The 23795-nt window shown below is 73.7% G+C and carries 12 protein-coding genes and 1 rRNA gene; 6 read left to right on the top strand and 7 right to left on the bottom strand.

Going from position 1 to position 23795, the window contains the following annotated elements; translation table 11 throughout:
- Window positions 1-277: 277 nt before the first annotated feature.
- The 4 genes from HFV08_RS06005 to HFV08_RS05990 all read right to left on the bottom strand — a co-directional run bounded on the left by HFV08_RS06005 (window position 278) and on the right by HFV08_RS05990 (window position 6101).
- Complete coding sequence (locus HFV08_RS06005) at window positions 278-1546, bottom strand: ATP-binding protein (protein WP_168536613.1); 1269 nt, start codon at window positions 1544-1546, stop codon at window positions 278-280.
- A gap of 247 nt (window positions 1547-1793) precedes the next feature.
- Window positions 1794-2714 (bottom strand): tRNA (guanosine(46)-N7)-methyltransferase TrmB, encoded by a 921-nt coding sequence (gene trmB, locus HFV08_RS06000; RefSeq protein ID WP_312885464.1) that lies wholly within the window; start codon window positions 2712-2714, stop codon window positions 1794-1796.
- Between the two features lie 366 nt (window positions 2715-3080).
- The gene (lhgD, locus tag HFV08_RS05995) at window positions 3081-4301 is read right to left on the bottom strand and encodes an L-2-hydroxyglutarate dehydrogenase (RefSeq protein ID WP_312885412.1); all 1221 of its coding nucleotides are present in this window, start codon (window positions 4299-4301) and stop codon (window positions 3081-3083) included.
- 381 nt (window positions 4302-4682) lie between these two features.
- The gene (locus tag HFV08_RS05990) at window positions 4683-6101 is read right to left on the bottom strand and encodes an NsdA family TPR-like regulatory protein (protein ID WP_040251886.1); all 1419 of its coding nucleotides are present in this window, start codon (window positions 6099-6101) and stop codon (window positions 4683-4685) included.
- Window positions 6102-7056: 955 nt separating this feature from the next.
- Here HFV08_RS05990 and HFV08_RS05985 point away from each other — a divergent pair.
- Both HFV08_RS05985 and HFV08_RS05980 read left to right on the top strand, forming a co-directional pair.
- On the top strand, window positions 7057-9144 hold the full coding sequence (locus HFV08_RS05985) for an asparagine synthase-related protein (protein ID WP_168536609.1): 2088 nt from the start codon (window positions 7057-7059) through the stop codon (window positions 9142-9144).
- Window positions 9145-9523: 379 nt separating this feature from the next.
- Window positions 9524-13303 carry an AfsR/SARP family transcriptional regulator gene (locus tag HFV08_RS05980; protein WP_312885411.1) on the top strand — a complete coding sequence of 1260 codons (3780 nt, stop codon included), beginning with the start codon at window positions 9524-9526 and terminating at the stop codon, window positions 13301-13303.
- A gap of 309 nt (window positions 13304-13612) precedes the next feature.
- On the opposite strand, the gene HFV08_RS05975 is transcribed toward HFV08_RS05980, so the two are convergent.
- Together HFV08_RS05975 and HFV08_RS05970 are read right to left on the bottom strand one after the other, a co-directional pair.
- Window positions 13613-15556, bottom strand: a complete 1944-nt coding sequence (locus HFV08_RS05975) for a sigma-70 family RNA polymerase sigma factor (RefSeq protein WP_168536605.1) — start codon at window positions 15554-15556, stop codon at window positions 13613-13615.
- Window positions 15557-16028: 472 nt separating this feature from the next.
- The gene (locus tag HFV08_RS05970) at window positions 16029-16844 is read right to left on the bottom strand and encodes a TetR/AcrR family transcriptional regulator (protein WP_168536603.1); all 816 of its coding nucleotides are present in this window, start codon (window positions 16842-16844) and stop codon (window positions 16029-16031) included.
- A gap of 369 nt (window positions 16845-17213) precedes the next feature.
- Here HFV08_RS05970 and HFV08_RS05965 point away from each other — a divergent pair, with 369 nt between their 5' ends.
- Together HFV08_RS05965 and HFV08_RS05960 are read left to right on the top strand one after the other, a co-directional pair.
- On the top strand, window positions 17214-18704 hold the full coding sequence (locus HFV08_RS05965; RefSeq protein ID WP_168536601.1) for an NAD(P)/FAD-dependent oxidoreductase: 1491 nt from the start codon (window positions 17214-17216) through the stop codon (window positions 18702-18704).
- A 538-nt stretch (window positions 18705-19242) separates the two neighbouring features.
- A complete protein-coding gene (locus HFV08_RS05960) occupies window positions 19243-21018 on the top strand; it encodes an ATP-binding SpoIIE family protein phosphatase (protein ID WP_168536599.1) in 1776 nt (591 codons plus the stop codon).
- Between the two features lie 140 nt (window positions 21019-21158).
- Here the strand turns inward: HFV08_RS05960 and HFV08_RS05955 are convergent, their stop codons facing one another.
- Window positions 21159-22430: an MFS transporter gene (locus HFV08_RS05955; protein ID WP_168537141.1), complete on the bottom strand. Its 1272-nt coding sequence runs from the start codon at window positions 22428-22430 to the stop codon at window positions 21159-21161.
- Between the two features lie 166 nt (window positions 22431-22596).
- Here HFV08_RS05955 and HFV08_RS05950 point away from each other — a divergent pair, with 166 nt between their 5' ends.
- On the top strand, window positions 22597-23145 hold the full coding sequence (locus HFV08_RS05950) for a MarR family winged helix-turn-helix transcriptional regulator (RefSeq protein ID WP_168536597.1): 549 nt from the start codon (window positions 22597-22599) through the stop codon (window positions 23143-23145).
- 567 nt (window positions 23146-23712) lie between these two features.
- A 16S ribosomal RNA gene (locus HFV08_RS05945) occupies window positions 23713-23795 on the top strand; the annotation flags it as partial.

Raw genomic sequence — 23795 nt, 5'->3', positions numbered from 1 at the left:
CTCCGCGTACCGGGCCGCCGGGTCATGGGCGGGAAGGGCGTGAGGGATCGGGGAGTGAGGGCGCGGGGGGTGCGGGGGTGCGAGATGAGGCTGTAGTCGTCAATGCGACTAGTCTCTTTGTTGAGTATCTGCGTCCTGGGTATCACGGCCGCCGGGGGTGGGGGAAGACGGCGAGGAGGGGGCGGCCGAAGTCACAGGCGCCGGGCGGTCCTCGGCCGGAGGCGGTGACCGGCGACCGGTGGCCGGGTGTGCCGTGTCCAGGTGCGGCCGTACGGGGTCAGGTGCGCCCGTAGCGGATGGTGTGGTCGGCGAACTCCAGGGCCATCTCCTGGGTGACCGTGGGCCGGGTGCGGCTGATCGTCTGGAGGTACTCCTCGGTGCCGGGCTGGGTCCTCGCCCCGGTGTCCAGGGTGTGCTCGAAGACGGACTGGGCGACCGTGCGCGCGGCCTGCTTGATGTCGGCCGGGGTGAAGCCCTCGCTGGCCCGGGCGAGCACCTCGGTGTCGGCCTCGGTCCCGGTCCTGGCGAGATACCCGGCCCACAGCGCCTTGCGGGCATGCCGGTCGGGCGGCCCGACGGGCAGCACGTAGTCGAACCGCCCGTGCCGCAGAAAGGCCGGGTCCAGGGCGGCGACCGTGTTGGTGGCGCAGATCAGCAGCCTGCCGTCGCGGTCGCGGAAGCGCACGATCGACTTGAGCAGCTCGTTGACCACGCCCACCGAGGCGGGGTCGGCGAGATTGCGGGCCGCGGCGACCTCCTCCACCTCGTCGATGAAGACCAGTACGTGGTCGAGCTGGGCGACCTCCTCGAAACGGCGGCTCAGCCCGTTGGCGATCCCCTCCTCCAGGGCGATCCGGGACGGGAAGAACTCCACGAAGGGCCAGCCGAGCCGACTGGCCACCGCCTTGGCGAAGGTGCTCTTGCCGGTGCCCGGCGGCCCGAACAGGACCACCGCCTGCGGCGGTTCGACGCCGTGCTCCTCGGCCAGCTCGGGATGGGCCAGCGGCAGCACCAGACGGCGGTCGATCAGCTGCTTCTCGTCCGCCATCCCGGTCAGCTTCTCCCAGAGTCCGCCCTCGGGGACCATCGCCCCGAGCGAGGAGAGCAGCGCCGAGTCCTGCGCCGTCACCGGCTGCACCTTCTCGAAGTACGTCAGCCCCCTCTGCGGCCGGAAGCCCGAGTTGCCGAGCGCCGTCGCACCGGTCTCCTCCTCGGGCAGCACCGCGGCGAGGATCTTGGCACCGGCGCCGTGCAGCCGGTGCTCCAGGGCGGCGAGCAGGGCGCTGCCGAGGCCCAGGTTGCGCCAGGAGGGGTGCAGGGAGATCCGCAGCACCCAGGCCCGGTCGCCGTCGACCCGGGCCACCGCCGCGCCCACCAGATGCCCGTCGGCCACCGCCACGACGCTCGGGTGCTGCGCCTGCAGGGCGGCGACGACCTCGGACAGCCGGAACACCGCCGACCGGTCGGTGGTCGTGCTCTCACCGTCCAGCCGCACCACCGCTTCGAGATCGTCCGGGGTGAAGTCCCGGACGTGCCATACGGCCATGGGCGGTCCCGGGGGAGGGCGGTCTCGGGAGGCCTGCGCGGGACGTCCGGGACATCCGGGATGCTCGAAGCGTCCGGGACACGGTGACGTCCGTCAGAGGTCTCCGAGGCGGACTTCCGTCATGGGGCGGACTTCCGTCATGGGGCGGACTTCCGTCATGGGGCGGATTTCCGTCATGGGGCGGACTTCCATCATGGGGCAGACCGGGGCGCGCTGCCTGCGGAGGCGGGCCCGCCGCCGTGGCACCTCACCGCTCCACCCGGCAGAAGAGCAGGTCGTGGACGCGGTGGCCCTTGTCCATGCCCTGGCCCTCGAAGCGGGTCAGGGGGCGGAAGGCGGGGCGCGGGGCGTAGCCGCCGTCCGGCAGGGTGTTGGCGTAGTCGGGGTGGGCGGTGAGCACCTCCAGCATCTGCTCCGCGTAGGGCTCCCAGTCGGTGGCGCAGTGCAGCAGGGCACCCGGCTTGAGGACGCCCGCGGCCAGGCTGAGGAACTCCGGCTGGATCAGGCGCCGCTTGTGGTGGCGCTTCTTGGGCCAGGGGTCGGGGAAGAAGACCCGCAGCCCGTCGAGCGAGGCGGGCGGCAGCATCGCGCGCAGCAGGATGATCGCGTCGCCGTTCGCGACCCGGAGGTTGCGCAGCCCGGCCCGCTCGGCGAGACCGAGCAGATTGCCCTGCCCCGGGGTGTGCACATCGACCGCGAGGATCCCGGTGTCCGGGTCGGCGGCGGCCATCTGCGCGGTGGCCTCCCCCATGCCGAAGCCGATCTCCAGGACGACGGGCCGCCCCTCGAACATCGCCGCCGGATCGAGCGTCCGCTGCCCGTCGATGTCGAAGCCCCACAGCGGCCACAGCCGCCGCAACGCGTCCGCCTGCCCGGGGGTGACCCGGCTGCGCCGCGGCTGGAAGCTGCGGATCCGCCGCTCGAAGTGCGATCCCGCCGGATCCGGCGCGGGCCCCTCGGGGAACTTCCGCGCACGGGGCGGGCGGCGCCCGGCGGTGGCGGTGGCGGTGGCGGCGGCGCCGGGGTCGGGGTCGGCCTCGATGGTGGTGGCGGCGGGGTCGGCCTCGGCGCTGGGGTCGGCCTCGGCAGTGGCCCCGGTGGCGGTCGTCGGGTCGGCCTGGCTCGACTGCTCGGCTTGCTCGGGCCGATCGCGCTGCTCGGCTCGGATCGCCTGCTCGGCCGGGATCGCCTGTTCGGTCTGTTCGGCCTGCTCGACGTACTCGATCTCGATCTGTTCGACGTTCTCGACCTGGTTCGGCCGCGCCGCGGTCTCCTCGGCGGCGGGGCCGGCGGTGGCAGGGGCCGGGGCGCTCGCCGGGGCAGGGGGATTCGGGGTTCTGGGGTGCTCGGACACAGTGCCTTCGATTCTACGGAGGCGGGGCGGGAGGCGGTCACGGAGGCCGGGAGGACCGGAACGCGGGTGGGAACGAGGGCGGGGACGAGTGCGGTGCCGACGAGTGCGGTGCCGGCAGCCGTGGCCGGCGTCGCGGCGGCGGTGGAGCACCCGGCCGGGAGCGCGCTCGGCCGCCCGGACTCACTCCCCGTTCAGTGCCGCGAGGGCGCGGCGGGCCACCTCGCGGCCGATGGGCAGCGAGGCGGTGGCGGCGGGGGAGGGCGCGTTGAGTACATGGACCGTGCGGGGGGCCTCGCGGATCAGGAAGTCGTCGACCAGGGTGCCGTCGCGCAGTACCGCCTGGGCCCGTACCCCGGCCGGGGTGGGCAGCAGGTCCTGGTCGGTCAGCGCGGGCAGCAGGCGGCGGGCGGCGCGGGTGAAGGCGCCCTTGGAGGCGGAGCGGTGCAGTTCGCCCGCGCCGTAGCGCCAGTGTCGGCGGGCGATGTGCCAGGAGCCGGGCCAGCTCAGGGTGGCGGCCAGCTCGCGCGGGGAGACGGTGGTCCAGTCGTACCCCTCGCGGGCCAGGGCGGGGACCGCGTTCGGGCCGAGGTGGACGCCGCCGTCGATACCGCGGGTGAGGTGGACGCCGAGGAAGGGGAAGGCCGGGTCCGGCACCGGATAGACGAGCCCTCTGACCAGGTCCGGGCGGGCCAGCTCGTAGTACTCGCCGCGGAAGGGCACGATCCGCATGTCCGGCTCGTCGCCCGCGAGCAGGGCCACCTCGTCGCAGTACAGCCCCGCGCAGTTCACCAGGACCCGGCCGCGCACCACCTCCCCGGCCGCCGTGCGCACCGCGACCCCGAGACCCGGGCGGCGGTCGATCCGGGTGACCCGGGCCCCGTACCGGATCTCCGCGCCGGAGGCCTCGGCGAGCTGCCGGGTGACCGCGGTGAAGTCGCAGATACCGGTGGTGGCGACATGGATGGCGGCGAGGCCGTTGACCTCCGGTTCGTACGCGGAGATCTGGGCGGGGCCCAGTTCCCGTACCGAGAGGCCGTTCTCCCGGCCGCGCTGGGCGAGGGCGTGCAGCCGGGGCAGCTCCTCGCGCCCGGTGGCGACGATCAGCTTGCCGGTCACCGCGTGCGGGATGTCGTACTCGGCGCAGAACTTGACCATCTCGGCGGCACCGCGGACCGCGTAGCGCGCCTTGAGCGAACCGGGGCGGTAGTAGATGCCGCTGTGGATCACGCCCGAGTTGCGCCCCGTCTGGTGGCGGGCCGGGGCCGTCTCCTTCTCCAGGACGGTGATCCGGGTGCCCGGCGCGCTCCTGCTCAGGGCGTAGGCGGTCGCCATGCCCACGATGCCGCCGCCGATGACCAGCACATCGCAGTCGTACGTCCGCGCTGTCCGCTCTGTCGGCACGTGCTCCACCTCCTGCCTTCGCACGTGCTCCCCCGCTGCTCCTGTCCTCGATAGTGCACTGCACAGCCCCGTCGACCCCCAAACCCGGATACGGCACCGGATGCGTGTCCGGTTGCCCTCGTCGTCCATGGTGTCGGCCCGCGGTGGGTGTGAAAAGGGGATATGGGGGGACTGTGGATCCCTGGGAGCGGGGATCCCCCCTCGCGGATCGCGGATCGCGGATCGCGGATCGCGGATCGCGGATCGCGGACTGAGGCCCCCGGACCGCGGATTCGGGACCGGGGCCGCCGGACCCCGGGACGGGGCACACGAGGACCCGCCGTCACGCCCCGGCCGCGACGCCCGCCGCGACGCGCCCGGTGAACCGCCCTGCGCGGCCTCCTAGGCCGGCGCCATCAGCAACGGCCGTGCCCGCTCCCGCAGTTCGACCACCCGGGGCTCGTTCCCGTACGCCTCCAGGCGGTTCAGGAGGTCCTTCACGTACTCGGTGGTGCGGGCCGAGGAGATGCGGCCCGCGACCTCGACGGCGCGGGTGCCCTGGGCGCAGGCGGCGTCGAGGTTGCCGGACTCCAGCTCGGCGACGGCCGAGACGACGAGCCGCAGCCCGTGCGAGCGCACGAACTCCTCGGTCGGCTGGGAGAGCGCCTGTTCGGTGAAGCGGCGCACCTCGCGCGGGGCCTTGAGGTCGCGGTAGCACTCGGCGGCGTCGGCGGCGAAGCGGTCGTAGGAGTAGAAGCCCAGCCAGCTCGGGTCGTTGTCGCCGTCCCGGGCGCGCTCCAGCCAGCCCTCGGCAGCGCGCAGGGCGGTGCCCGCGGCCTGCGCCCCGCCGGAACGGGCGTGGGCGCGCGCCTCGACGAGGTGGAAGAAGCTCATGGTGCGGGCGGTGGCCAGGCCCCGGTTGCGCTCCAGGGCGGCCTGCGCCAGGTCGACGCCCTCGTCGCCGAAGCCGCGGTAGGTGGCCTGGAGGGACATCGAGGCGAGGACGTATCCGCCGAGCGGGACGTCGGCAGCGGCCCGGGCCAGGCGCAGCGCCTGGATGTAGTACCGCTGGGCGGCCTCCTGCTGGCCGGTGTCGAAGGCCATCCACCCGGCGAGCCGGGTGAGTTCGGCGCTCGCCCCGAAGAGCGCCCGGCCGACCTCGTCCGAGTAGGAGCCGAGCAGCAGCGGCGCCGCCTCGACCCGCAGGCACTCCGGGACCATCGACGAACGCCAGTCCCCGCCGCCGTACTTGGAGTCCCAGCGCCGCGCGTCCTCGGCGGCCTCGCGTAATTTCTGCACGTCGCTGTGGCCGACGCGGCCCGTGCCGCTGCCCTCGGCCACCCCGGCGTCGCGCGCCACCGAGCTGTCGGCCGGCGTTATCAGCCAGCGGGAGGCGGGCGTCGCGTACGCGCTCACCGCGAACGAGCCCGCCAGGGACTGCCAGATGCCGCCGCCGGTGCGGCGCCCGACCAGGTCGAGCCGGTACAGCTCGGTCGCCGACTTGACGGCGGCGCCGACGTCCCGGGGGAAGGCGAGGCCGACCTCGGGCGCCGGATCGGCGTCGGCGAGGCCGATCTCGTGCAGCGGTACCGGCCGGCCGAGCTTGTGCCCGATCGCGGCCGCGATCAGATGGGGCGCCGCTCCCTGCGGCACCATGCCCTTGGAGACCCACCGGGCCACCGAGGTCTTGTCGTAACGCAGCGTCAGACCGCGCTGGGCGCCGAGGTCGTTGACCCTGCGGGCGAGACCCGCGTTGCTGATTCCCGCGAGGGCGAGAACTGCGCCGAGCTTGTCGTTCGGTTCGCGTTGCTCCCTGGACATGCGCCACCCCTCGACACAGAACAGACGGCTGCCGCCCGGCTGGCATACTCGCGCGGCATTCGTAAACACAGCGTAGTTCGACGCATCCCAAGCGTTAAGGGGGTCCCTTCCGGATGGCGGGATTGTGGCCGGTGCTTCCCGCGCCCCGGGGTGCGTGCCCCGCCCGTGTGGCCGTGCGCCCGTGCGTGCGCTCTTCACCCCCGCGGACGCGGCGACTTACCTGGAGGACGCGTGGGTCGGCCCGCTGCACTGGGTCCAGCGGGCTGGGGGAACACCCGCCGCCCCCATCCCCGCGGGCGGCGGACCGGTCCGGGAGGCGCAGCCTTGCCTCCCGGACTGCGTGCCCGCCCTCGGGGTGCGGGGTGTGGTGCGTATCCTCGGCCATCCCGATCGAGAATGGCCGGAAATCGCCCAAGTGGGCACCTCCTCGCGGCCGTCCGGCCACGACGCGGAAGCGTCGGTTCCGTCTCTGGCAACTTCCCTCGGTGAGCGCCGGATTCAGGCGGCGGCCCGGGCTCGCCTGCCTCGCGGGCCGCGTCTCCTCCTCCCGGCCGCCTCGTCCGCCACCCGCCTTCCCGGGGCGTGCGCTGCCGTGCCCGGGACGGCGAACGCCCGGCAGGGGCGCACTCGGGGGAGCGTCCGGGGAGCACAAAGCTGCACCGTGGGCCTTCCCGTGCGCCTCCTTCGTGGCAGCATGGTCCCGTTCGCGCAGGATTCCTCGCGGTTGGCCGTTCCGCCCGGCCGCCTCCTGGGCGTGCCGTGCAGACGGCGCTCCCAGGACGGCGGAGGGACGGGCGAGTTCGGCGAGCGGAGCCGGACCGCCCCCCGGGCGGAACCGGCCCGGCCGCGGGCGGCGTACGATCCCGACTCCCGGCCCCGGCCTCGCGGAGACGGCACCGCCACCCGCGGAGTCCTGCCGGGCGGCCCTTGTTGTCCACAGCCTGTGGAGGCGGCGATGCGGTGGTTGGTGGGGTGGAGCAGTACCGCCGCCGGGCCCCGTGACCTCGGCTCCGCCGGAGTGACCGGCACCAACGGCGAGACCGTGCAGCCGGTCGGCGCCCACCTCCTGTGGGGCGACCCCGATCCGCTGTGGGCGGTCGGCGACTGGCGCCCCGACGAGGTCCGCGTGGTCCAGGCCGACCAGGGGACCAGGATCGCCGTCCTCGGCATCTGCGGCGCCAGCGACGAGCAGCTGCGCATCGGACTGTTCGCCGCCCGCGGCGGCGCCCTGCGCCACCTCACCCACTGGCCCGGCAGCTACACCGCGGTCGTCCAGGTCGGCCGCCGGATCACCGTCTGCGGGGACCTCGCCGGGGCCCGCCCCGTCTTCCACACCCCCTGGCACGAGGGCACCGCCTACGCCACCGCCGCCCTCCCCCTCGCCGACCTCGTCGAGGCCAACCTCGACATCGGCCACCTCGCCGCCCTGCTCGCCGCCCCCGACGTCCCCGAGGCGCTGCACGACTCGACCCCGTACCTCGGGGTGCGCCGCGTCCCGCCCGGCCACGCCCTGATCCTGCGGGCCGGGGCGCGCGAGATCGCCGGGTACGAACCGGTGGCCTCGCTCGCCGTCGCCGCCCCGGCCCAGGACGCGGAGAGCGCGGTGCACGGCGTCCAGGAGGCCCTCGTGGAGTCGGTACGCGCCCGGCTCGCCGCCCCGCGCCACGTACCCGGCGAGGGCATCGACGCCGGTCCGGTGCCCGGCATGGGACCCGAGGAGCGGCGCGGCCCGCGCCGGCTGCCGGTGCCGGGCATCGGCGCCGACCTCTCCGGCGGCACCGCCTCCGCCACCCTCGCGCTGCTCGCCGCCGGGCTGCCCGGCATGCCCGGCACCGTCCTCGGCCACGGCACCGGCGCGGGCGAGCGGCTGCTCGCGGTCACCTTCAACGACCTGGTGGTGCCCGGCCGGGAGGCCGAGGTCGAGCGGGCCGGCGCGCTCGCCGCCAACCCCCGGCTGCACCATGTGGTGGTCGCCGCGGCCGAGGAGTCGCTGCCCTTCGGCGAACTCGACGGCCCCCTCACCGACGAACCGGGCCCCTCCCTGATCAGCGCCGCCCGGCACCGCAACCGGCTCGCCTCCGGCAGCGCCGACCACTTCACCGGCTACGGCGCCCGCCAGGTGCTCGACGCCCATCCGGCCCGCCTCGCCGACCTCCTGATGGACCGCAAGCGGCGCCATCTGCTGCGGCCCGTCGCCGCGCTCACCAAGGCCGACGGCTCGGTCCTGGTCCCCGCCCGGGTCTACGGCGCGGCCCGGCGCCTGGCCCGCACCCCGTACCGCACCGGCATCGACGCGCTCGCCGACCGGCTGCTGCGCCGCGCCTTCACGGACCCGGCCGAGCCGCTCGGCGCCACCCTCGCCGCGCTGTCCTGGGGCAGACCGGGGCCCGCCGCGCGCTGGCTGACCGGCGAGGCCCTCGCTGAAGTATCGGTTCGCCTCCAGGGCGCCACCGCCCGCGGCGGCCCGGGCCCCGGCCAGCACCCCGGGGAGTTCCGCGCCCGCGCCGCGCTCGCCCGGCACGCCGCCGACCTCCGCGTCCTCGAACAGGCCGCCGAGATCCGCTTCCAGCGCCTGCACGCCCCCTTCCTCGACAACCAGGTGGTACGGGCCTGCCGGGCGCTCCCCGAGACCCTGCGGGTGCAGCCCGGGGCGCGCGCTGCCATCCTGCGCGCCGTGCTGGAGGGCGCCGGGGTCGCCGAACTGCCGCCGGGGTGGGGTACCCCCGGGCCCGGGTCCACGGCCGCGATGCGCACCGGGCTGCGGGTGGCCGTGGGGGACTTGCTCGACCTCTTCGACGCCCCGCTGCTCGCCCAGGCCGGCCTCATCGAGGCCCGGGTGGTCCGCAAGGCCCTGCGCGCGGCGTCCCAGGGCGCCCCGCTGCCGCTGGACGGACTGGCCGACCTGGTCTCCCTCGAACTCTGGCTCGGCCGCCTCATCGCCCGCCGCGGCACCTGCTGGAGCGGCACTCCCGGCCGCCAGCGCGCTGTCCCCTCGGGGAGCGTGGTGCCGGAGCGGGGGGCGTTGGGGGCGGCTCAGGGGTGAGGGGGCCTGAGGGGGGCGGGTGGCGGCAGGTGGGGGCGGGTGGAGGTGGGCGTGTGGCTGACGGGTGACACGTAACAGATGACGGATGACAGTCATTGATATCTGTCATCCGTCATCTGTCACCCGTCACTTGTCATCCGGCCAGCGCCGCCCGCTGCACGCTGCACGCGGCCCGTCCCCATCGCTTCCACCGCTCACCTTTTGCCTGCCGTGCTGCCTCGTCCCTCTCCTCTCCCTCTCCCTCTCCCCTCTCCCCTCTTCCTCTTCAGCCCCCGCCCCCACTCCCTCTCCGCGCCACCCGGCCCCTCGATCGCCGCCCCCGCCCCGCCACGCGGAAAAGCCCTGCGACCTCAGCCGTCCGAGCGGTGAGAATGGGCGGGTGCGGTACGGAATCCTGGGCGTCACCGAGGTGCGCGGCGAAGACGGCGAACTGCTGCCCCTGGGCGGAGCGCGCCTGCGGGCGCTGCTCGCCGCGCTCGCGCTGCGCGCGGACCGCACCGTAGGCGCCGAGCTCCTCATCGACGAGGTCTGGGCCGACGACCCGCCGGGCGACGCCCCCGCCGCGCTCCAGGCCCTGGTCGGCCGCCTGCGCCGGGTGCTCGGCCGGGACGCCGTCCTGCTCGAACCGGGCGGCTACCGCCTCGCCGTCCCCCGCGAACACGTCGACCTCTTCGCCTTCGAACGTCTCGCCGCCGAGGGCGGTACGGCCCTGGAGCGGGACGAGGCGGGTCAGGCTGCCCGCCTCCTCGGCCAGGCGCTCGCGCTCTGGCGCGGGCCCGCCCTCGACGACCTGCCCTACCGCGGCGCGGGCGCCCGCGCCGAAGCCCAGCGCCTGGAGGCGGTCCGCTCCCGCGCGGAGGCCGAACTGCGCCTCGGCGGCGCCGCCGGACTCGTACCCGAACTGCGCGAGCTGACCACCGCCCATCCCTACGACGAGCAGCTGCACGCCCTGCTGCTCCGTGCCCTGCGGGACGCGGGCCGCCGGGCCGACGCCCTCGCCGCGTACGAGCGGGCCCGCCGTACCCTGGACGAGGGCCTGGGCACCGAGCCCGGGCCCGAACTCCGTTCCCTGCACGCCGAGTTGCTGACGACCGCTCCGGGCGCCGCAGGGCGGGAGGCTCAACAGCCGTACGTTGGCGCGAGGTTGACGCAACCGGCTGAGTACGGGCCACCGGAGCCCGTAGCCGACGCCCACGAGACCGCCGGCCATGCCCCCGGGCCCGCCGAGCCGTATCCCACCGACCCACGCCCCACGGCCTCCACCGGCGGCCCACGCCCCCAAGAGCAACGCGCCCCCCGACCCGGGCAACCCGAGCCGTACGCCGCAGAACTCCGCTCCGCCGAACCTCCCCCCGCCGAACCCCACCCCACTGAACTCCACCCCGGAGAAGCCCACTTCGGTGCTGATCTCCCCCCTGACGGCCCCCCGCCCCATACCCCCGCGGCCACCCGGCAGGGCAATCTGCGCCCCCGGCTGACCTCCTTCGTCGGTCGGGAGTCCGAACTCGACGCCATACAGGACGACTTGGGGCGTTCTCGTCTTGTCACGCTGATCGGGCCCGGCGGTTCGGGCAAGACGCGGCTCGCGGAGGAGGCGGCGGCGCGCTATCCGCGGTCCTGGATCGCCGAACTCGCCCCGCTCGACCACCCCGAGGCCGTCCCCGGTGCCGTCGTGACGGCGCTCGGGCTGCGGGAGACCATGCTGCGCCGCGGCGGGGAGACCCACCCCGTGCAGGAGGACCCGCTGACCATCCTGGTCGAACACTGCGCGGGCCGCGAGCTGTTGCTCATCCTCGACAACTGCGAGCACCTCATCGCCGCCGCCGCCGAACTCTCCGAGGCGCTGCTGACCCGCTGCCCCGGCCTCACGGTGCTCGCGACCAGCCGTGAACCCCTCGGCGTACCGGGGGAGTTGGTACGTCCGGTGGAACCGCTGCCGCCGGATCCCGCGCTGCGGCTCTTCACCGAGCGGGCCACGGCGGTACGGCCGGACTTCGACCCGGGGCGCGAGGCCGCCGCGGTCGCCGAGATCTGCCGCCGCCTCGACGGACTCCCGCTGGCCATCGAACTCGCCGCCGCCCGGCTCCGGTTGCTCACCCCGCGCCAGATCGCGGACCGCCTCGACGACCGCTTCCGGCTGCTCACCAGCGGCAGCCGTACCGTACTGCCGCGCCAGCAGACCCTGCGCGCCGTCGTCGACTGGTCCTGGGACCTGCTCGACGAGCAGGAGCGCACCGTGCTGTGCGAGGTGGCCGTCTTCGCGGGCGGCTGGGACCTTCCCGGGGCGGAGGCGGTGTGCAGCGGCCCCGCCGCCGACCTGATCGGCGCGCTGGTGGACAAGTCCCTGGTCGTCGCGGGGCCGGTGGGCTCCGGCGGCGAGGGGGGGATGCGCTACCGGCTCCTGGAGACCATCCACGAGTACGCCACCGAACGGGCCGCCGCCTACCCGGGTCTGCGCGCGGCCGCCGAGCGCCGGCACGCCGCGTACTTCCTCGCGCTCGCCGAGCGCGCCGACTCGCAACTGCGGACCGGTGGCCAACTCCCGTGGATCCAGCGCCTGGAGAGCGAACTCGACAATATCCGGGCCGCCCTGGACCGCGCCGCGGGGGCAGGCGAGGAGGAGACCGCCTGTCGGCTCGCCCTGACCATGAGCTGGTTCTGGTGGCTGCGCAACTACCGCGGCGAGGGCATCGAATGGATCTCCCTCGTCCTCGGCCTCGGTGAGCGGGACGGCCTCGGCGAGCCGGACGACGGCGACGGCGACGGCGGTGGCGGTGGCGGTGGCGGTGGCGGTGGCGGTGGCGGTGAAGGAGACGGTCACGGGGACGGTGACGGCCCCCGCGACGCTGCCCGAGACGCCGCCCGAGACGGAGGCGGGGACCTCGGGCGCGAGGCCCCGGAGGACGCCGGAGCCCAGGGCCTCGGCCCCACCCCGGAGGAGGAGGCGCACCCCCTCTTCTGGACGCGGATGTACCTGCGGCTGCAGCAGTTCCTGCTCATCTCCGAGACCCGGGGCACCAATGTCTTCACCGAGGAGCCCCGGCGGACCCAACTGGCAAGGCTGCGCGCCGCCTTCGACCGGCCCGTCCCGCAGGCCGCCGTCTTCCCCGGCACCATCTGGCCGTTCACGGTCTTCATGCTCGAAGGCTCCGGCGCGCTCGCCGGCGCGATGGACCGCGCTCTCGCCAACTGCCGCCGCCACGGCACCGATTGGGATGTCGGCGTCACCCTGATGTTCCGTACCCACCTGGCCGTCGACCGGCCCGGCGGCATGCGGGAGATCGACGCGAACCTGGCCGAACTGCGCGAGCTCGGCCCGCGGGTGGGCGACCGCTGGATGCGGGCCCAGGTGTGCAGCGCGGCGGGCGAGACGGCGATGGCACGCGGCCACCTCGACGAGGCCGCGCACGAGTACCGGGAGGCGCTGCGGCACGCCAGCGAGGTGGGGGCGCACGCGGAGTCGCCCTTCCTGCGCGCCCGGCTCGCCGAGACCGCCTTCCGGGCCGGGGACCGCGAGAGCGCCCTGGAGATCCTGAAGGAGGCGAGCGACGAGTCCGAGCGCTACGCCGTCCCGGACGCCCGCGCCTTCGTCCGCTTCCTGCACGCGGTCATCGCCCTCAGCGACGGCAACCTCGCCCTGGCCAGGGAGCAGGCCGAGGCGGCGGAGGCGGAATCGGCGCGCAGTTCACCGCCGCCGCAGTTCCACGCGGCGATGCGGGGACTGGAGGCCAGGCTGGTGGCCGCGGAGTCCGGTGCCGCGGCGGGGCTGCCGCTGCTCGTCGAGGCGCTGCGGTACGCCCTGGCGTCGAGCTGCGCCGACCTGGTGGTGGCGAGCCTGCTCGACAGTGCCGCCTGGCTCCTCGGCGAACTCGGCGAGCCCGCCCGGGCCGCCCGGCTCCAAGGCGCAGCCGGACAGCGCCGGGGCGTCCCCCGCACCGAACCCGAACTCAGCGAGGCCCGGCACGTCCGCGAACACGGCGAGGCCGCCCTCGGAGTCGAGGGCTTCGTCCGCGAACTCAGCAGGGGCCTCACCCTCACCGAGGACGCCTTCCTCACCGAACTCACCGCCGTCACCGGCACGCAACCGCCACCAGCCGCACCCGAACAGACCGACGCGCACCCGGACCCGAAACCCGGGCCCCCGCCCCGCAGTTCGTAGCCGGGAGCCGGGAGCCGGGAGCCGGGAGCCGGGAGCCGGGAGCCGGGAGCCGGGAGCCGGGAGCCGGGAGCCGGGAGCCGGGAGCCGGGAGCCGGGAGCCGGGAGCCGGGAGCCGGGAGCCGGGAGCCCCCGCTCAGCCCTTCGCAGTCGGCGGTCAGCAGCCCGCGACGCGATCCGAAACTCGGCCTCGCCCGCCCGGTCGGCCGCTCGCCCGGCCCGCGAACGCCAAGTGGCGCCCACCGCCGACCAGTTCGGCCACCCGGGCCGGAGCCGGGAACCAGCCTCGAAGCCGGCCGTGGACCAGCGGCCTCAGCAACTCATCCGCGACGACGCCCAGTCCGCCGAGACCAGCGCGTCCACGGGTGCGTTCGGCTCGACCACCAGGCGGAGGGTCTCGACGCCGGTGAGGTTCACGTGGACCGGGCGGGCCGGGTCCTTGCCGCTCACCAGCGGGGAGCGGTAGAGCTGCGCCCCGTCCCCGTAGACCGTGAAGCGGACCTTGCCGAGGCCGAGGGAGAGATCGTCGATGCCGACCAGGGCGTCGTAGGCGGAGCAGTCGCGGTTCAGGTCGATGGTGACCGAGGAACTGCCGCTCACGGTCACGCCGTTCTGGTAGCGGGTGCCGCTGATGGAGACGCTGTCGCGCTGCCAGACCAGACTGCTGCCGAGGCGCATCTCCGGCTCGGTGCCGTCACCGAAGAGTCCGTACGAGAGCTCGCTCCACTGGTAGACCTCGGACGGGGGCGGCGGTGTCGGGCTCTCGGGCGGCGGGTCGGTGGGCGTGGGCTCGGTGGGGTCCGGGGTGGTCGGCGTCGGCTCGGGGGAGGGCGGGTCCTTCTCGTCCTCCGGCGCGGGCTTCGGCTCCGCCGCGGGCGGGGCCTTCGGCGGTGCGGGCTCGGCCTTGTCCGCGGGCGGTGCGGGCTTGTCCTCGGCGGCGGGCGGCGGGTCCTCGGGTGCCGCGGGCTGCGAGGCCGGGGGCTTCGCGACGGGCTTCTTGGCGGGCTCGGAACCGTCGCCGCCCGCCAGCGCGAGGGCGACCACGGCGACCGCCACGGCCACCAGACCGGCCGCCGCGCCCGCCTTCGCGGGGGCGCCGAGGCCCTCGGAGGCCGCGCCGCCCGAGGCACCGGATCCGCCCGCGCTGCCCGCCGCCGCGCCCGCCGCTCCGGCGGCACCGGCACCCGCCGTGCCGCCCGCGAAAAGCGCCGCGGCCTTCGCGTACCCGGCGGCGCCGAACCAGCCGATGACCGCGACCGGGACGACCGCGGGGATGCTGCCCGCGACTTCCTGGATCTGGCCCGCGGCGAGGCGGCACTTGGCGCACTCCTCCAGGTGCTTGCGCAGCCCGCGTTCGGCCCGGCTGCGCAGTCCGCCACGCGCGTAGGCGCCGAGCCGGTCGGCGTAGCGGGCGCACTCGCCGTCGGTGGTCAGGGTCGCGCTGACATGGGCCTGGAGGTAGGCCTGCTTGAGTCCCTCGCGGGCCCGGCTGGCGAGGACCCGGGTGCCGTTGGCGTCGAGACCGAAGAGGGTGGCGACCTTGCTCGGCGCCTCGTCCTCGACCTCGGTGTGCCACAGCACGGCCTGCCACCGCTCGGGCAGGCTGCGGAAGGCCTGCATGGCGAGGGTCTGCTCGGCCTCGTGCATGGCGCGGACATCCGCGCCCTGTTCGACGGTCTCGTCGTCCGGCGCCTCCGCACTGCGCGCGGCCTGACCGGCGAACACCGCGAAGTCCTCGACGAGGTGCTCCCGCCGCGCGGACTTCGTCCAGCCCGCGGCGACCCGGCGGACCGTGGTCAGCAGATAGGCCCGGACCGCGTACTCGGGTCCGGCCCCGCCGCGGACGGCCTGGAGCATGCGGGCGAAGACCTCGGCGGTCAGATCGTCCGCGGTGTCGGCATCCCGGCAGCAGGTACGCGCGTAGCGTCGCACCCCGTCGGCGTGCCTGCGGTACAGCTCCTCGTAGGCGGTGTCGTCGCCCTCGCGCATCCGGAGCAGCAAGTCACCGTCGCCGGGCGGAAGTTCACCCGAACCGGTGAGCGCGCCCGCGCCCTCACCGCCGACCGGGTCGCGCTGCGCCGGGACGCTGAACTCCTCCGCGGCCCCGCCGCCCCCGGCGTCCTGTGCTCCGGTCTCCGGGCCCGTACGGTGCCCGGGCTGTCCGCCGGGACCGCCCTGTCCGGGCACCTTGCGGGCGGACAGCCCGTCGGCGCCGCCGCCCTCGTGCAGCGGTTCGTCCCGCCCGTCACCACTCATCGCGGACTGCCTCCGCCGCCCTCTGGGTCACTGCTCACCGGTCGTTTACCGGGCAAGAGTGTCACACGGACAGCGGTTGCCCGCGTGGCGCAAGGGTGCCTTCCACTCCTTGGTGTCGACTTCCCGCGAAGCCGTCCCAGGGCCGCTTTCCCGCGGCATCCTGTGGTGATGGCTTCCGCCGCCGCCTCGGTCGGCCCTGCGAACTGCCCGCCCGTAACGGTCGAATGTCCAGAACCGCCGTAGACGCCGGAAGTTCCTGAGATCCTCGGCACTCGCCTCCGGTACGGACCGGGAGAGCGCCCTCGGCAGCGTCGATTCCCGGCGTCGGCCTTCCGGTACGGACGGCCTCCGGCCCCGGCGGTCTCCCCGACGGGTGGCCGGTCGGCTGCCGTACGGGCCGGTGGCTTTCCGGTACCGCTCAGCCTTCCGGCACCGGCCGCCCCTTGGCGACCGGCCTGCGCCGACCCTCTCCTCAGACCCCTTGCCGTACTCCCCGGGCGCGCAGCCCTTCGAGCAGGATCTCCAGGACGCGGGCGGAGGCGGCGGCCTCCTGGGCCGGGTCGGGCAGCGAGGGCGCGGCGGTCGCGATGACCAGGAGGACATCGGCGACGGCCACGTCCGCGCGCAGTTCGCCCGCCTCGTGGGCGCGCTCCACCAGGCGCCCGACCACCTCCAGGAGCTCCTCGGCGCCGGTTCCGTCGTCACCCGCCTCGGCGGTCTCTGCGGTGTTCGACTCGGCGTCCGGGCCCTCGCCCGGGCCGGATATCCGTCCCACGAGGCGCAGTTCGGGCGTGACCGGCAGCTCGCCGTTGAGCCGCTGCTGCGGCACCAGCGTGTCCCCGACCACCTCCTTGGTGTCCCCGACGCTGACCTGGAGCACCTGCGGCGGCAGCAGCCGCCCGGCGCCCGAGGCCACCGAGGTGCGCAGGAAGCGAGAGAGCGCCGACCACGGCTCGTCCTCCTGCCCGAGCGCCGCGCGGGCCTGCTCGGTCAGCCGCGAGGTCTCCTCCGCGGCTATCCGCCGGACCAGTACGTCCTTGCTCGGGAAGCGGCGGTAGACCGTGCCGACGCCGACGCGTGCCCGGCGGGCCACGTCCTCCATCGGCGCCCCGTAGCCGAGTTCGCCGAACACCTCGCGTGCCGCGCGTAGAACGTGTTCGAGATTGCGCTGCGCGTCCACGCGCAGCGGGGTGGTCCGGCCGTCGGCCGGCCTGCGTCCGCGCGCGGCGACCTTCACCTCGGAAGCGACCGCAGTCGCGCCGGACCAATGAGCATCATGGATATGCATGACCGTTCCCCCGGTTTATTGACGTCTCCCCCCGGAGACGCTCCCTGCCTTGCTGGCAGCCGGAGAGAACGAGGAACTGGCAGTCGTGGGCAGGCCTGGTGTTACAGCCCGCCGAGCGCATCCCCCGACACCCCGACGGCTTACGAAGATAGTTGAGGTGCAGTCAATTCAGAAGGGGAACGTTCACCATGGTCCTCCCGCCGATCGGAACCGGCTCCGCTCCGGTGCCCCGGGTACCCGGCAGTAGCCACCCCCGCACCCACTCTGACCTGCGTTCTCTCGTACGAGCGCCGGGTTACTGTGCGGTCGCTCAGCGCTCCACTTCCCGTCACACAAATTGACGAGCCTGTGGACAAACGCGCCGCGCCGATGCCTCATGGACAGGTGAAGGCTGCATTTTCCCGGGGGACGGCCCCGGGCCCGGCGCCGGGCGCGCGCATTCTGATCGTGGGCGGCGGCTACGTCGGGATGTACACCGCGCTGCGGCTCCAGCGGAACCTCAAGGCGGAGCTGGCCAGGGGCGAGGCCGAGATCGTGGTGGTCACCCCCGATCCGTACATGACCTACCAGCCCTTCCTGCCGGAGGCGGCCGCGGGACTGATCTCGCCGCGCCATGTCGTGGTGCCGCTGCGCCGCGTGCTCGGCGGGTGCCGGGTGCTGATCGGCGAGGCCGAGTCGATCGACCACGCCAAGCGCACCGCCGTGCTCAGCACCCTCGCCACCGAGGAGGAGGGCACCGGCTCCCTGGAGCTGAGCTACCAGGAACTCGTGCTCGCCCCGGGCTCCGTCTCGCGCACCCTGCCCGTCCCCGGCCTGGCCGACCACGGCATCGGCTTCAAGACGGTCGAGGAGGCCATCGGCCTGCGCAACCACGTCATCGAGCAGATGGACATCGCCTCCTCCACCCGCGACCCCGCGATCCGCGACGCGGCCCTGGCCTTCGTCTTCGTCGGCGGCGGCTACGCGGGTGTGGAGGCCTTGGCCGAACTCCAGGACATGGCGCACTACGCGACCCGCTACTACCACAACATCGAGCCCACCGACATGAAGTGGCTGCTCGTCGAGGCGACCGACCGGATCCTCCCCGAGGTCGGCGAGGACATGGGCCGCTACACGGTGCGCGAACTGCGCCGCCGCAATATCGACGTCCGCCTGGAGACCCGCCTCGACTCCTGCGAGGACCGCATCGCCCAACTCAGCGACGGCTCCCGCTTCCCGACCCGCACCCTGGTGTGGACGGCCGGCGTCAAACCGCACCCGGTGCTCGCCGCGAGCGACCTGCCCCTCAACGGGCGCGGACGCCTGAAGTGCACCACCCACCTGAGCATCGACGGCGCCCCGCACGCCTGGGCCGCGGGCGACGCCGCCGCGGTGCCGGACACCACGGCGAAGGAGGAGGGCGCGGTCTGCGCGCCCAACGCCCAGCACGCGGTGCGCCAGGCGAAGCTCCTCGCCGACAACCTCGCGGCCTCCCTGCACGGCCGCCCGCTCGCCGCCTACGCCCACAAGCACGCGGGCTCGGTCGCCTCGCTGGGCCTGCACAAGGGCGTCGCCCATGTGTACGGCCGAAAACTCAAGGGCTATCCGGCCTGGTTCATGCACCGCGCCTACCACTTGAGCCGGGTGCCCACCTTCAACCGCAAAGCCCGGGTCCTCGCCGAATGGACCCTTTCCGGCCTCTTCAAACGCGAGGTCGTCTCGCTCGGTTCCCTGGAGCACCCGCGCGCCGAGTTCGCCCTCGCGGCCGGCGGCGGCCGCCCGGGGCCCGGCTCCCGCCCGGCCCGAGAAGGCGGTGCCGGGGGCGGTGACAAAGACGGCGGTACGCGCGAGGGTGGAGGCACCGCGGAGGGCTCGCCCTGAATTCGCTCCGGAAGCACCCGGAAAAAATCCGGAACCACCCATACCCACCCAGAACCATCCGGAATCGCGTCATGCGCACCGGCCGGATCCCCGCGGCGCGCGCCCGGTACCCGCAAGGCGCGCCCCGGCCACCACGCCGGAGCCGCACCGCGCACCCGGACCCGCACCGCATACGCAGCACACCGCACCAGAACCCGGCACCGGACGGCACCAGAAGTCCGGCAACGGACAAGCACCGGACAAGCAACGGAAACCCACGGGCACGACACTGGGGCGGCGCCCACCGGAACCGGGAACTCCGCCCCGTGCCCCGGGCGTCTGACGAATACCGGTCCGGTCCGCCACACTGTTCCCGCTGACCCTGGCGGCTCGCCCGCCTCCCACTCCTGACGAGGCTTCACACCGTGCAGTTCCCCAACGGGTACGACACCCGCCCCGTGCACCCCGACCCGGGCCACGCGGGACCCACCGGCCGTACGGGCAGGCCGACCACTACCCACGGCGTGCAGCCGACCACCACAACACGAGGCGTGCATCGGTGAACTTCACGCGCTGGAGCGCCCGGCTCCCCGGAACACAGCGCCGCACCGCGGCGCGCACCGCCGACAACGGCGGACTCACCCCACGGCGTACGGAGAGCTCGGTACCCGCGGCCCGCGGTGAGCGCACCGCCGCCGCGGGCTCCGTCGGCGAACTGCCCGCGCGCGAGGTGCTCGACCGCATCCCCGCGCTCGTCGCCCTGGTCCACGGCCCCGAGCACCGCCTCAGCTATCTCAACCACGCCTACGTCGACACCTTCGGCCCGCGCACCCTCGGCACCCCCGCCCGCGAGACCCTCACCGAGCTGGAGGCCTTCGGCCTGCCCGCCCTGCTCGACCAGGTGCAGCGCAGCGGCAAGCCCCGCACGGTCAAGTCCCGCAAGGCGCCCGGCGGCCGCTCGTACACCCTGACCTGCACTCCCATCGAAACCGGGCAGGGCGATCCGGGCACCCCCGACAGCGGGGTGCTGATCTTCGCCGCCGATGTCACCGACCACGCCGAGGCCGCCGAACGCCTGCGCACCAGCGAGCGCCGCCAGCGCGAGACCGCCGTCACCCTCCAGCGCTCCCTGCTGCCCCAGGAACTGGAGGAGCCCGACGACCTGCGGATCGCCGTCACCTACCAGCCCGGCGGCACCGAGGCCGCGGTCGGCGGCGACTGGTACGACGTCATCACCCTCGGCGGCGGCCGCACCGCCCTGGTCATCGGCGACGTCATGGGCCGCGGTGTCCGCGCCGCCGCGGTCATGGGCCAGCTGCGCACCGCCGTACGCGCCTACGCCCGGCTCGACCTCCCTCCGCACGAGGTGCTCCAACTCCTGGACGGCCTCGCCACCGAGATCGACGCCAACCAGATCGCCACCTGCGCCTACGCCGTGCACGACCCCAACGAAGGCCGGCTCGTCTACAGCTCGGCGGGCCACCTGCCGATCCTCGTACGCGACGAATCGGGCACCGTCCACCGTGCCGACGAGGTCACCGGCCCACCGCTCGGCACCGGCGGCTGGCTGCACGCCTCCGGCTCGGTCCCACTCGCCCCGGGCTCCACCGCCGTCTTCTACACCGACGGCCTGGTCGAACGCCGCGGCGAGGACATCGACGTCGGCGTCTCGGCCCTGGAGCGCGCCCTCGCCAGTGCCACCGGCAGCCCGGCGGCCATCTGCGACCGGCTGCTGCGTGCCGCCGGGGTCACCGCCGACCACGACGACGATGTGGCGGTGCTCGTCCTCCAGCACCCCTCGCGGGCCGGAGCGCGCGGCGAACTCTTCCGCAACGCCGCCCTCGACCTGCTCGGCGGCATCGAGGCCACGCCGCGCGCCCGCGCCTTCGCCTCGGGCGTCCTCGCCAGCTGGCGCTTCCCCACCGAACTGCGCGATCTCGGAGTCCTCGCCGTCAGCGAGCTGGTCGCCAACTCCCTCCAGCACGGCACACCGCCGATGCGCCTGAAGCTGCGGCGCACGGACCGCAGGCTCATCGTCGAGGTCACCGACGCCGACGAGCACCTCCCGCGCCGCCGCCGCGCCGAACCCGGCGACGAGACCGGACGTGGCATCTCGATCATCGCCACCATCGCCTCCAACTGGGGCTCACGCCGTACTCCGGGCGGGGGCAAGTCGGTCTGGTGCGAGTTCGCCCTGCCGCAGTCGGACCCGCCCGCCGAGCGGGAGAAGCCACCGGGCCGAGGACCCGAGAAGAAGCAGGGACAGGGCCACGGACAGGGGAGCAAGCAGGGCTCGGACGGCGAGCGCGGAGCGGAGCGGGACACGTCCGCCTGACGCTCACCTTCGCCCGAGGATCATGTCCGCCTGCGACGGCCATGTCCCCGCCTGACGCTCCCACCCGCCTCGGCGGTCACCTCCTCGCCCGTCGGTCCTCTCCGCCTGGCGGCCGCGGCGCGTCCTTGGGGCGCCGTCGCTCAGGCGTGCGCCGACTCCGTCCGCACCGGGCCCTGCGCGACGATCCGGCTGCCGCGCGAGGCGGGCCGGTCCTGCACGGGTGCCAGCCGGCGCCCCAGCCGTATCGCGAGCGCGGTGATCCCGAGGGATATCAGCAGGAAGGCGACGATGTACGGAGCGTGCAGCGAGGCGCCCATCGGGCCGCCGACCGCCGGTCCCACCGCCAGTGCCAGCTGCTTGACCAGGGCGAAGGCCGAGTTGTACTGACCGACCATGCCCTCCGGCGCCAGATCGGCCACCAGCGGCGGCACCGTCGGCGCCAGCATCGCCTCGCCCAGCCCGAACAGCGCGTACGTCGAGATGAAGGCCGCCGTCGCCATCGCCTGGCTGCCGTGCCCCAGTCCCGCGTATCCGGCGAAGGCCCAGGCCAGTGCCCAGAGCATCCCCACGGCGGCGATCACCCGGGAGCGCCGGCGCCGCTCCACGAACCGTAGGACCGCGAACTGGGCGATCACGATCACGGCGGTGTTCGCCGCCAGCGCGATGCCGAGCGTCGAGGGCGTGACCCCGGCCGCTTCGACGCCGTACGCCGAGAGCCCCGACTCGAACTGCCCGTAGCAGGCGAAGAAGAGGACGAAGCCCAGCACGCACAGCTGCACCATCGCGCGGTGCCCGAGCAGCGCCCGCAGCCCGCCGGCCCCCGGCTCCTCACGGGGCGCGCTCTCCCCGAGGACCGCCGAACCCGGTATCCGCACCGTGGCGGCGATCCCGGCGAGCACCAGGAACATTGCTGCCTCGATGGAGAAGAGCACGGTGAAGCTGCCCGCCCGGTGCTCGTCGACGATCTGGCCGCCGAGCAGGCCACCGATGCCGAGCCCGAGGTTCTGCAGGAAGAACTGCATGGCGAAGGACCGCGTCCGCCGCTCCGGGGTGGAGCACCACACGATCATCGTGGCGAGGGCGGGCTGTATCACCGCGGTACCGGCGCCGAGTACCGCCGCCGTGGCCACCGCGGCGGACGGCGTGGTCGCGAAACCGAGGCCGAGTGCGCCCAGAGCGGCGACCAGCGAGGCGAGGACGACCACCGGCAGCGGGCCCCGGCGGTCGATGGTGCGTCCGGTCAGGGGAAGGACTATCAGGGCGGCCATGGCGAAGGCGCCGAGCACGACTCCCGCGGTACCGGCGCCGAGATCCCGCACCTGTGCCACATAGACGTAGAGGAACGGCACCGTGAAGCCGATGCCGAACGCGCTCAGCAAGCTGCCTGTCTGGATACGGCGCAGCGCGCCCATCGCCCTGGTCACTTTCACCTGCCCTTTTCACTGGTCGGAGGCATAGCCCCCGCTGCGTCCATCCCGCCCACTGCAGGAGTGAAGACTTCAAAGCTAAAGTTCGAAGCTAAACACTACACACAGAAGGACTTCGATGCCAAGTCCCTACGTGTCATACTCACTGCCCATGGACGAGCCCCCCAGCGAGGTCGAGCGCACCCTCGAGGCACAGATCGCCGCCTACCAGCGCGAGTTCCACGACCTGGACCCCCAGGTCGAGAAGATCGTCTCGGCGCTCTCCCGTCTCAACCGGCGCATGAACGTCGCGTACGGAAGGCAGACGGCGACCCTCGGCATGAGCAACGCCGAGTGGGAGGTACTGAAGGCACTCGTCCTCTCCGGCGCGCCCTACCAGCTGGGCCCCGGCGAACTCGCGAAGCGGCTCGGCCTCACCCCGGCCGCCATGACGCACCGCATCGACCGGATGGTCGGCGAGGGCCTCGTCACCCGGGAGCGTGACGAGTCGAACCGGGTCCGCGTCAACATCGAGCTGACCGTCGAGGGACGCGAGAAGTGGCTGGAGGCCATGCGGCTCGCCACCGTCTTCGAGGAGGAGCTGCTCCAGGACCTCTCCTCGGAGGACCGCACGGCACTGGGCGAGGTCCTGACCCGCCTGCTGAAACGTGTCGAACACGCCCAGCCCGATGCGAGCGGCCGCCTCAAGGACCTGGACTGACAGCGGGGTTGGACCCTCTCTGACGTCGCTTGACAGCCCCCTGGGCGATCCGTAAGGTTCTTCGAGTTGCCACGGAGCCGGAAGGTTGCGGCGGCAGCACTCCCGCCGCAGTAGCGGCAAACCAAACTCTCAGCACGACCTTCCTGCGGGAATTCTTTCGGCATGCCCGAATTGCAATTCTACGGCTCGATTAGGAGCCGCCCGGGAAATGGGCTAGAGTTTGAAACGTCGGAACGGCCGCGAGGCCGGGAAGACAATCCCGCCGACAGGGAAATCGGAGCCGAAAGGATCTGATAGAGTCGGAAACACCGAAGGGAAACGCCTGGAGGAAAGCCTCGGCTGAATGGTCGGGGTGAGTACGAAGGAAGTGTCCGTTCCTTGAGAACTCAACAGCGTGCCAAAAGTCAACGCCAGATATGTTGATACCCCTGACTCTCGGCAGTCTTTTATGACTGTTGTGGGTTTGGGTTCCTTTGAAGAGACACACAGCGAGGATGCTGTGGACCGGGGGGACTATTCCTTCTCCTGGTTCCGCTCTCGTGTGTGTGACCGGATTACCGGTACACATTCACGGAGAGTTTGATCCTGGCTCAGGACGAACGCTGGCGGCGTGCTTAACACATGCAAGTCGAACGATGAACCCGCTTCGG

The sequence above is a fragment of the Streptomyces physcomitrii genome, from assembly GCF_012273655.1.
In the GTDB taxonomy this organism is placed as follows: Bacteria; Actinomycetota; Actinomycetes; order Streptomycetales; family Streptomycetaceae; genus Streptomyces; species Streptomyces physcomitrii.
The sequence above is the reverse complement of the archived record's forward strand: the minus strand, read 5'-3'. Positions and strand labels throughout refer to the sequence as shown.

What these genes read in the sequence shown, in the direction of transcription:
- HFV08_RS05965 (WP_168536601.1), top strand. Translation starts at nt 17,214, where the DNA reads ATGCCTCATGGACAGGTGAAGGCTGCATTTTCCCGGGGGACGGCCCCG.
- HFV08_RS05970 (WP_168536603.1), bottom strand. Translation starts at nt 16,844, where the DNA reads ATGCATATCCATGATGCTCATTGGTCCGGCGCGACTGCGGTCGCTTCC.
- HFV08_RS06005 (WP_168536613.1), bottom strand. Translation starts at nt 1,546, where the DNA reads ATGGCCGTATGGCACGTCCGGGACTTCACCCCGGACGATCTCGAAGCG.
- HFV08_RS05955 (WP_168537141.1), bottom strand. Translation starts at nt 22,430, where the DNA reads ATGGGCGCGCTGCGCCGTATCCAGACAGGCAGCTTGCTGAGCGCGTTC.
- HFV08_RS05975 (WP_168536605.1), bottom strand. Translation starts at nt 15,556, where the DNA reads ATGAGTGGTGACGGGCGGGACGAACCGCTGCACGAGGGCGGCGGCGCC.
- HFV08_RS05985 (WP_168536609.1), top strand. Translation starts at nt 7,057, where the DNA reads ATGCGGTGGTTGGTGGGGTGGAGCAGTACCGCCGCCGGGCCCCGTGAC.
- HFV08_RS05950 (WP_168536597.1), top strand. Translation starts at nt 22,597, where the DNA reads ATGGACGAGCCCCCCAGCGAGGTCGAGCGCACCCTCGAGGCACAGATC.
- HFV08_RS05990 (WP_040251886.1), bottom strand. Translation starts at nt 6,101, where the DNA reads ATGTCCAGGGAGCAACGCGAACCGAACGACAAGCTCGGCGCAGTTCTC.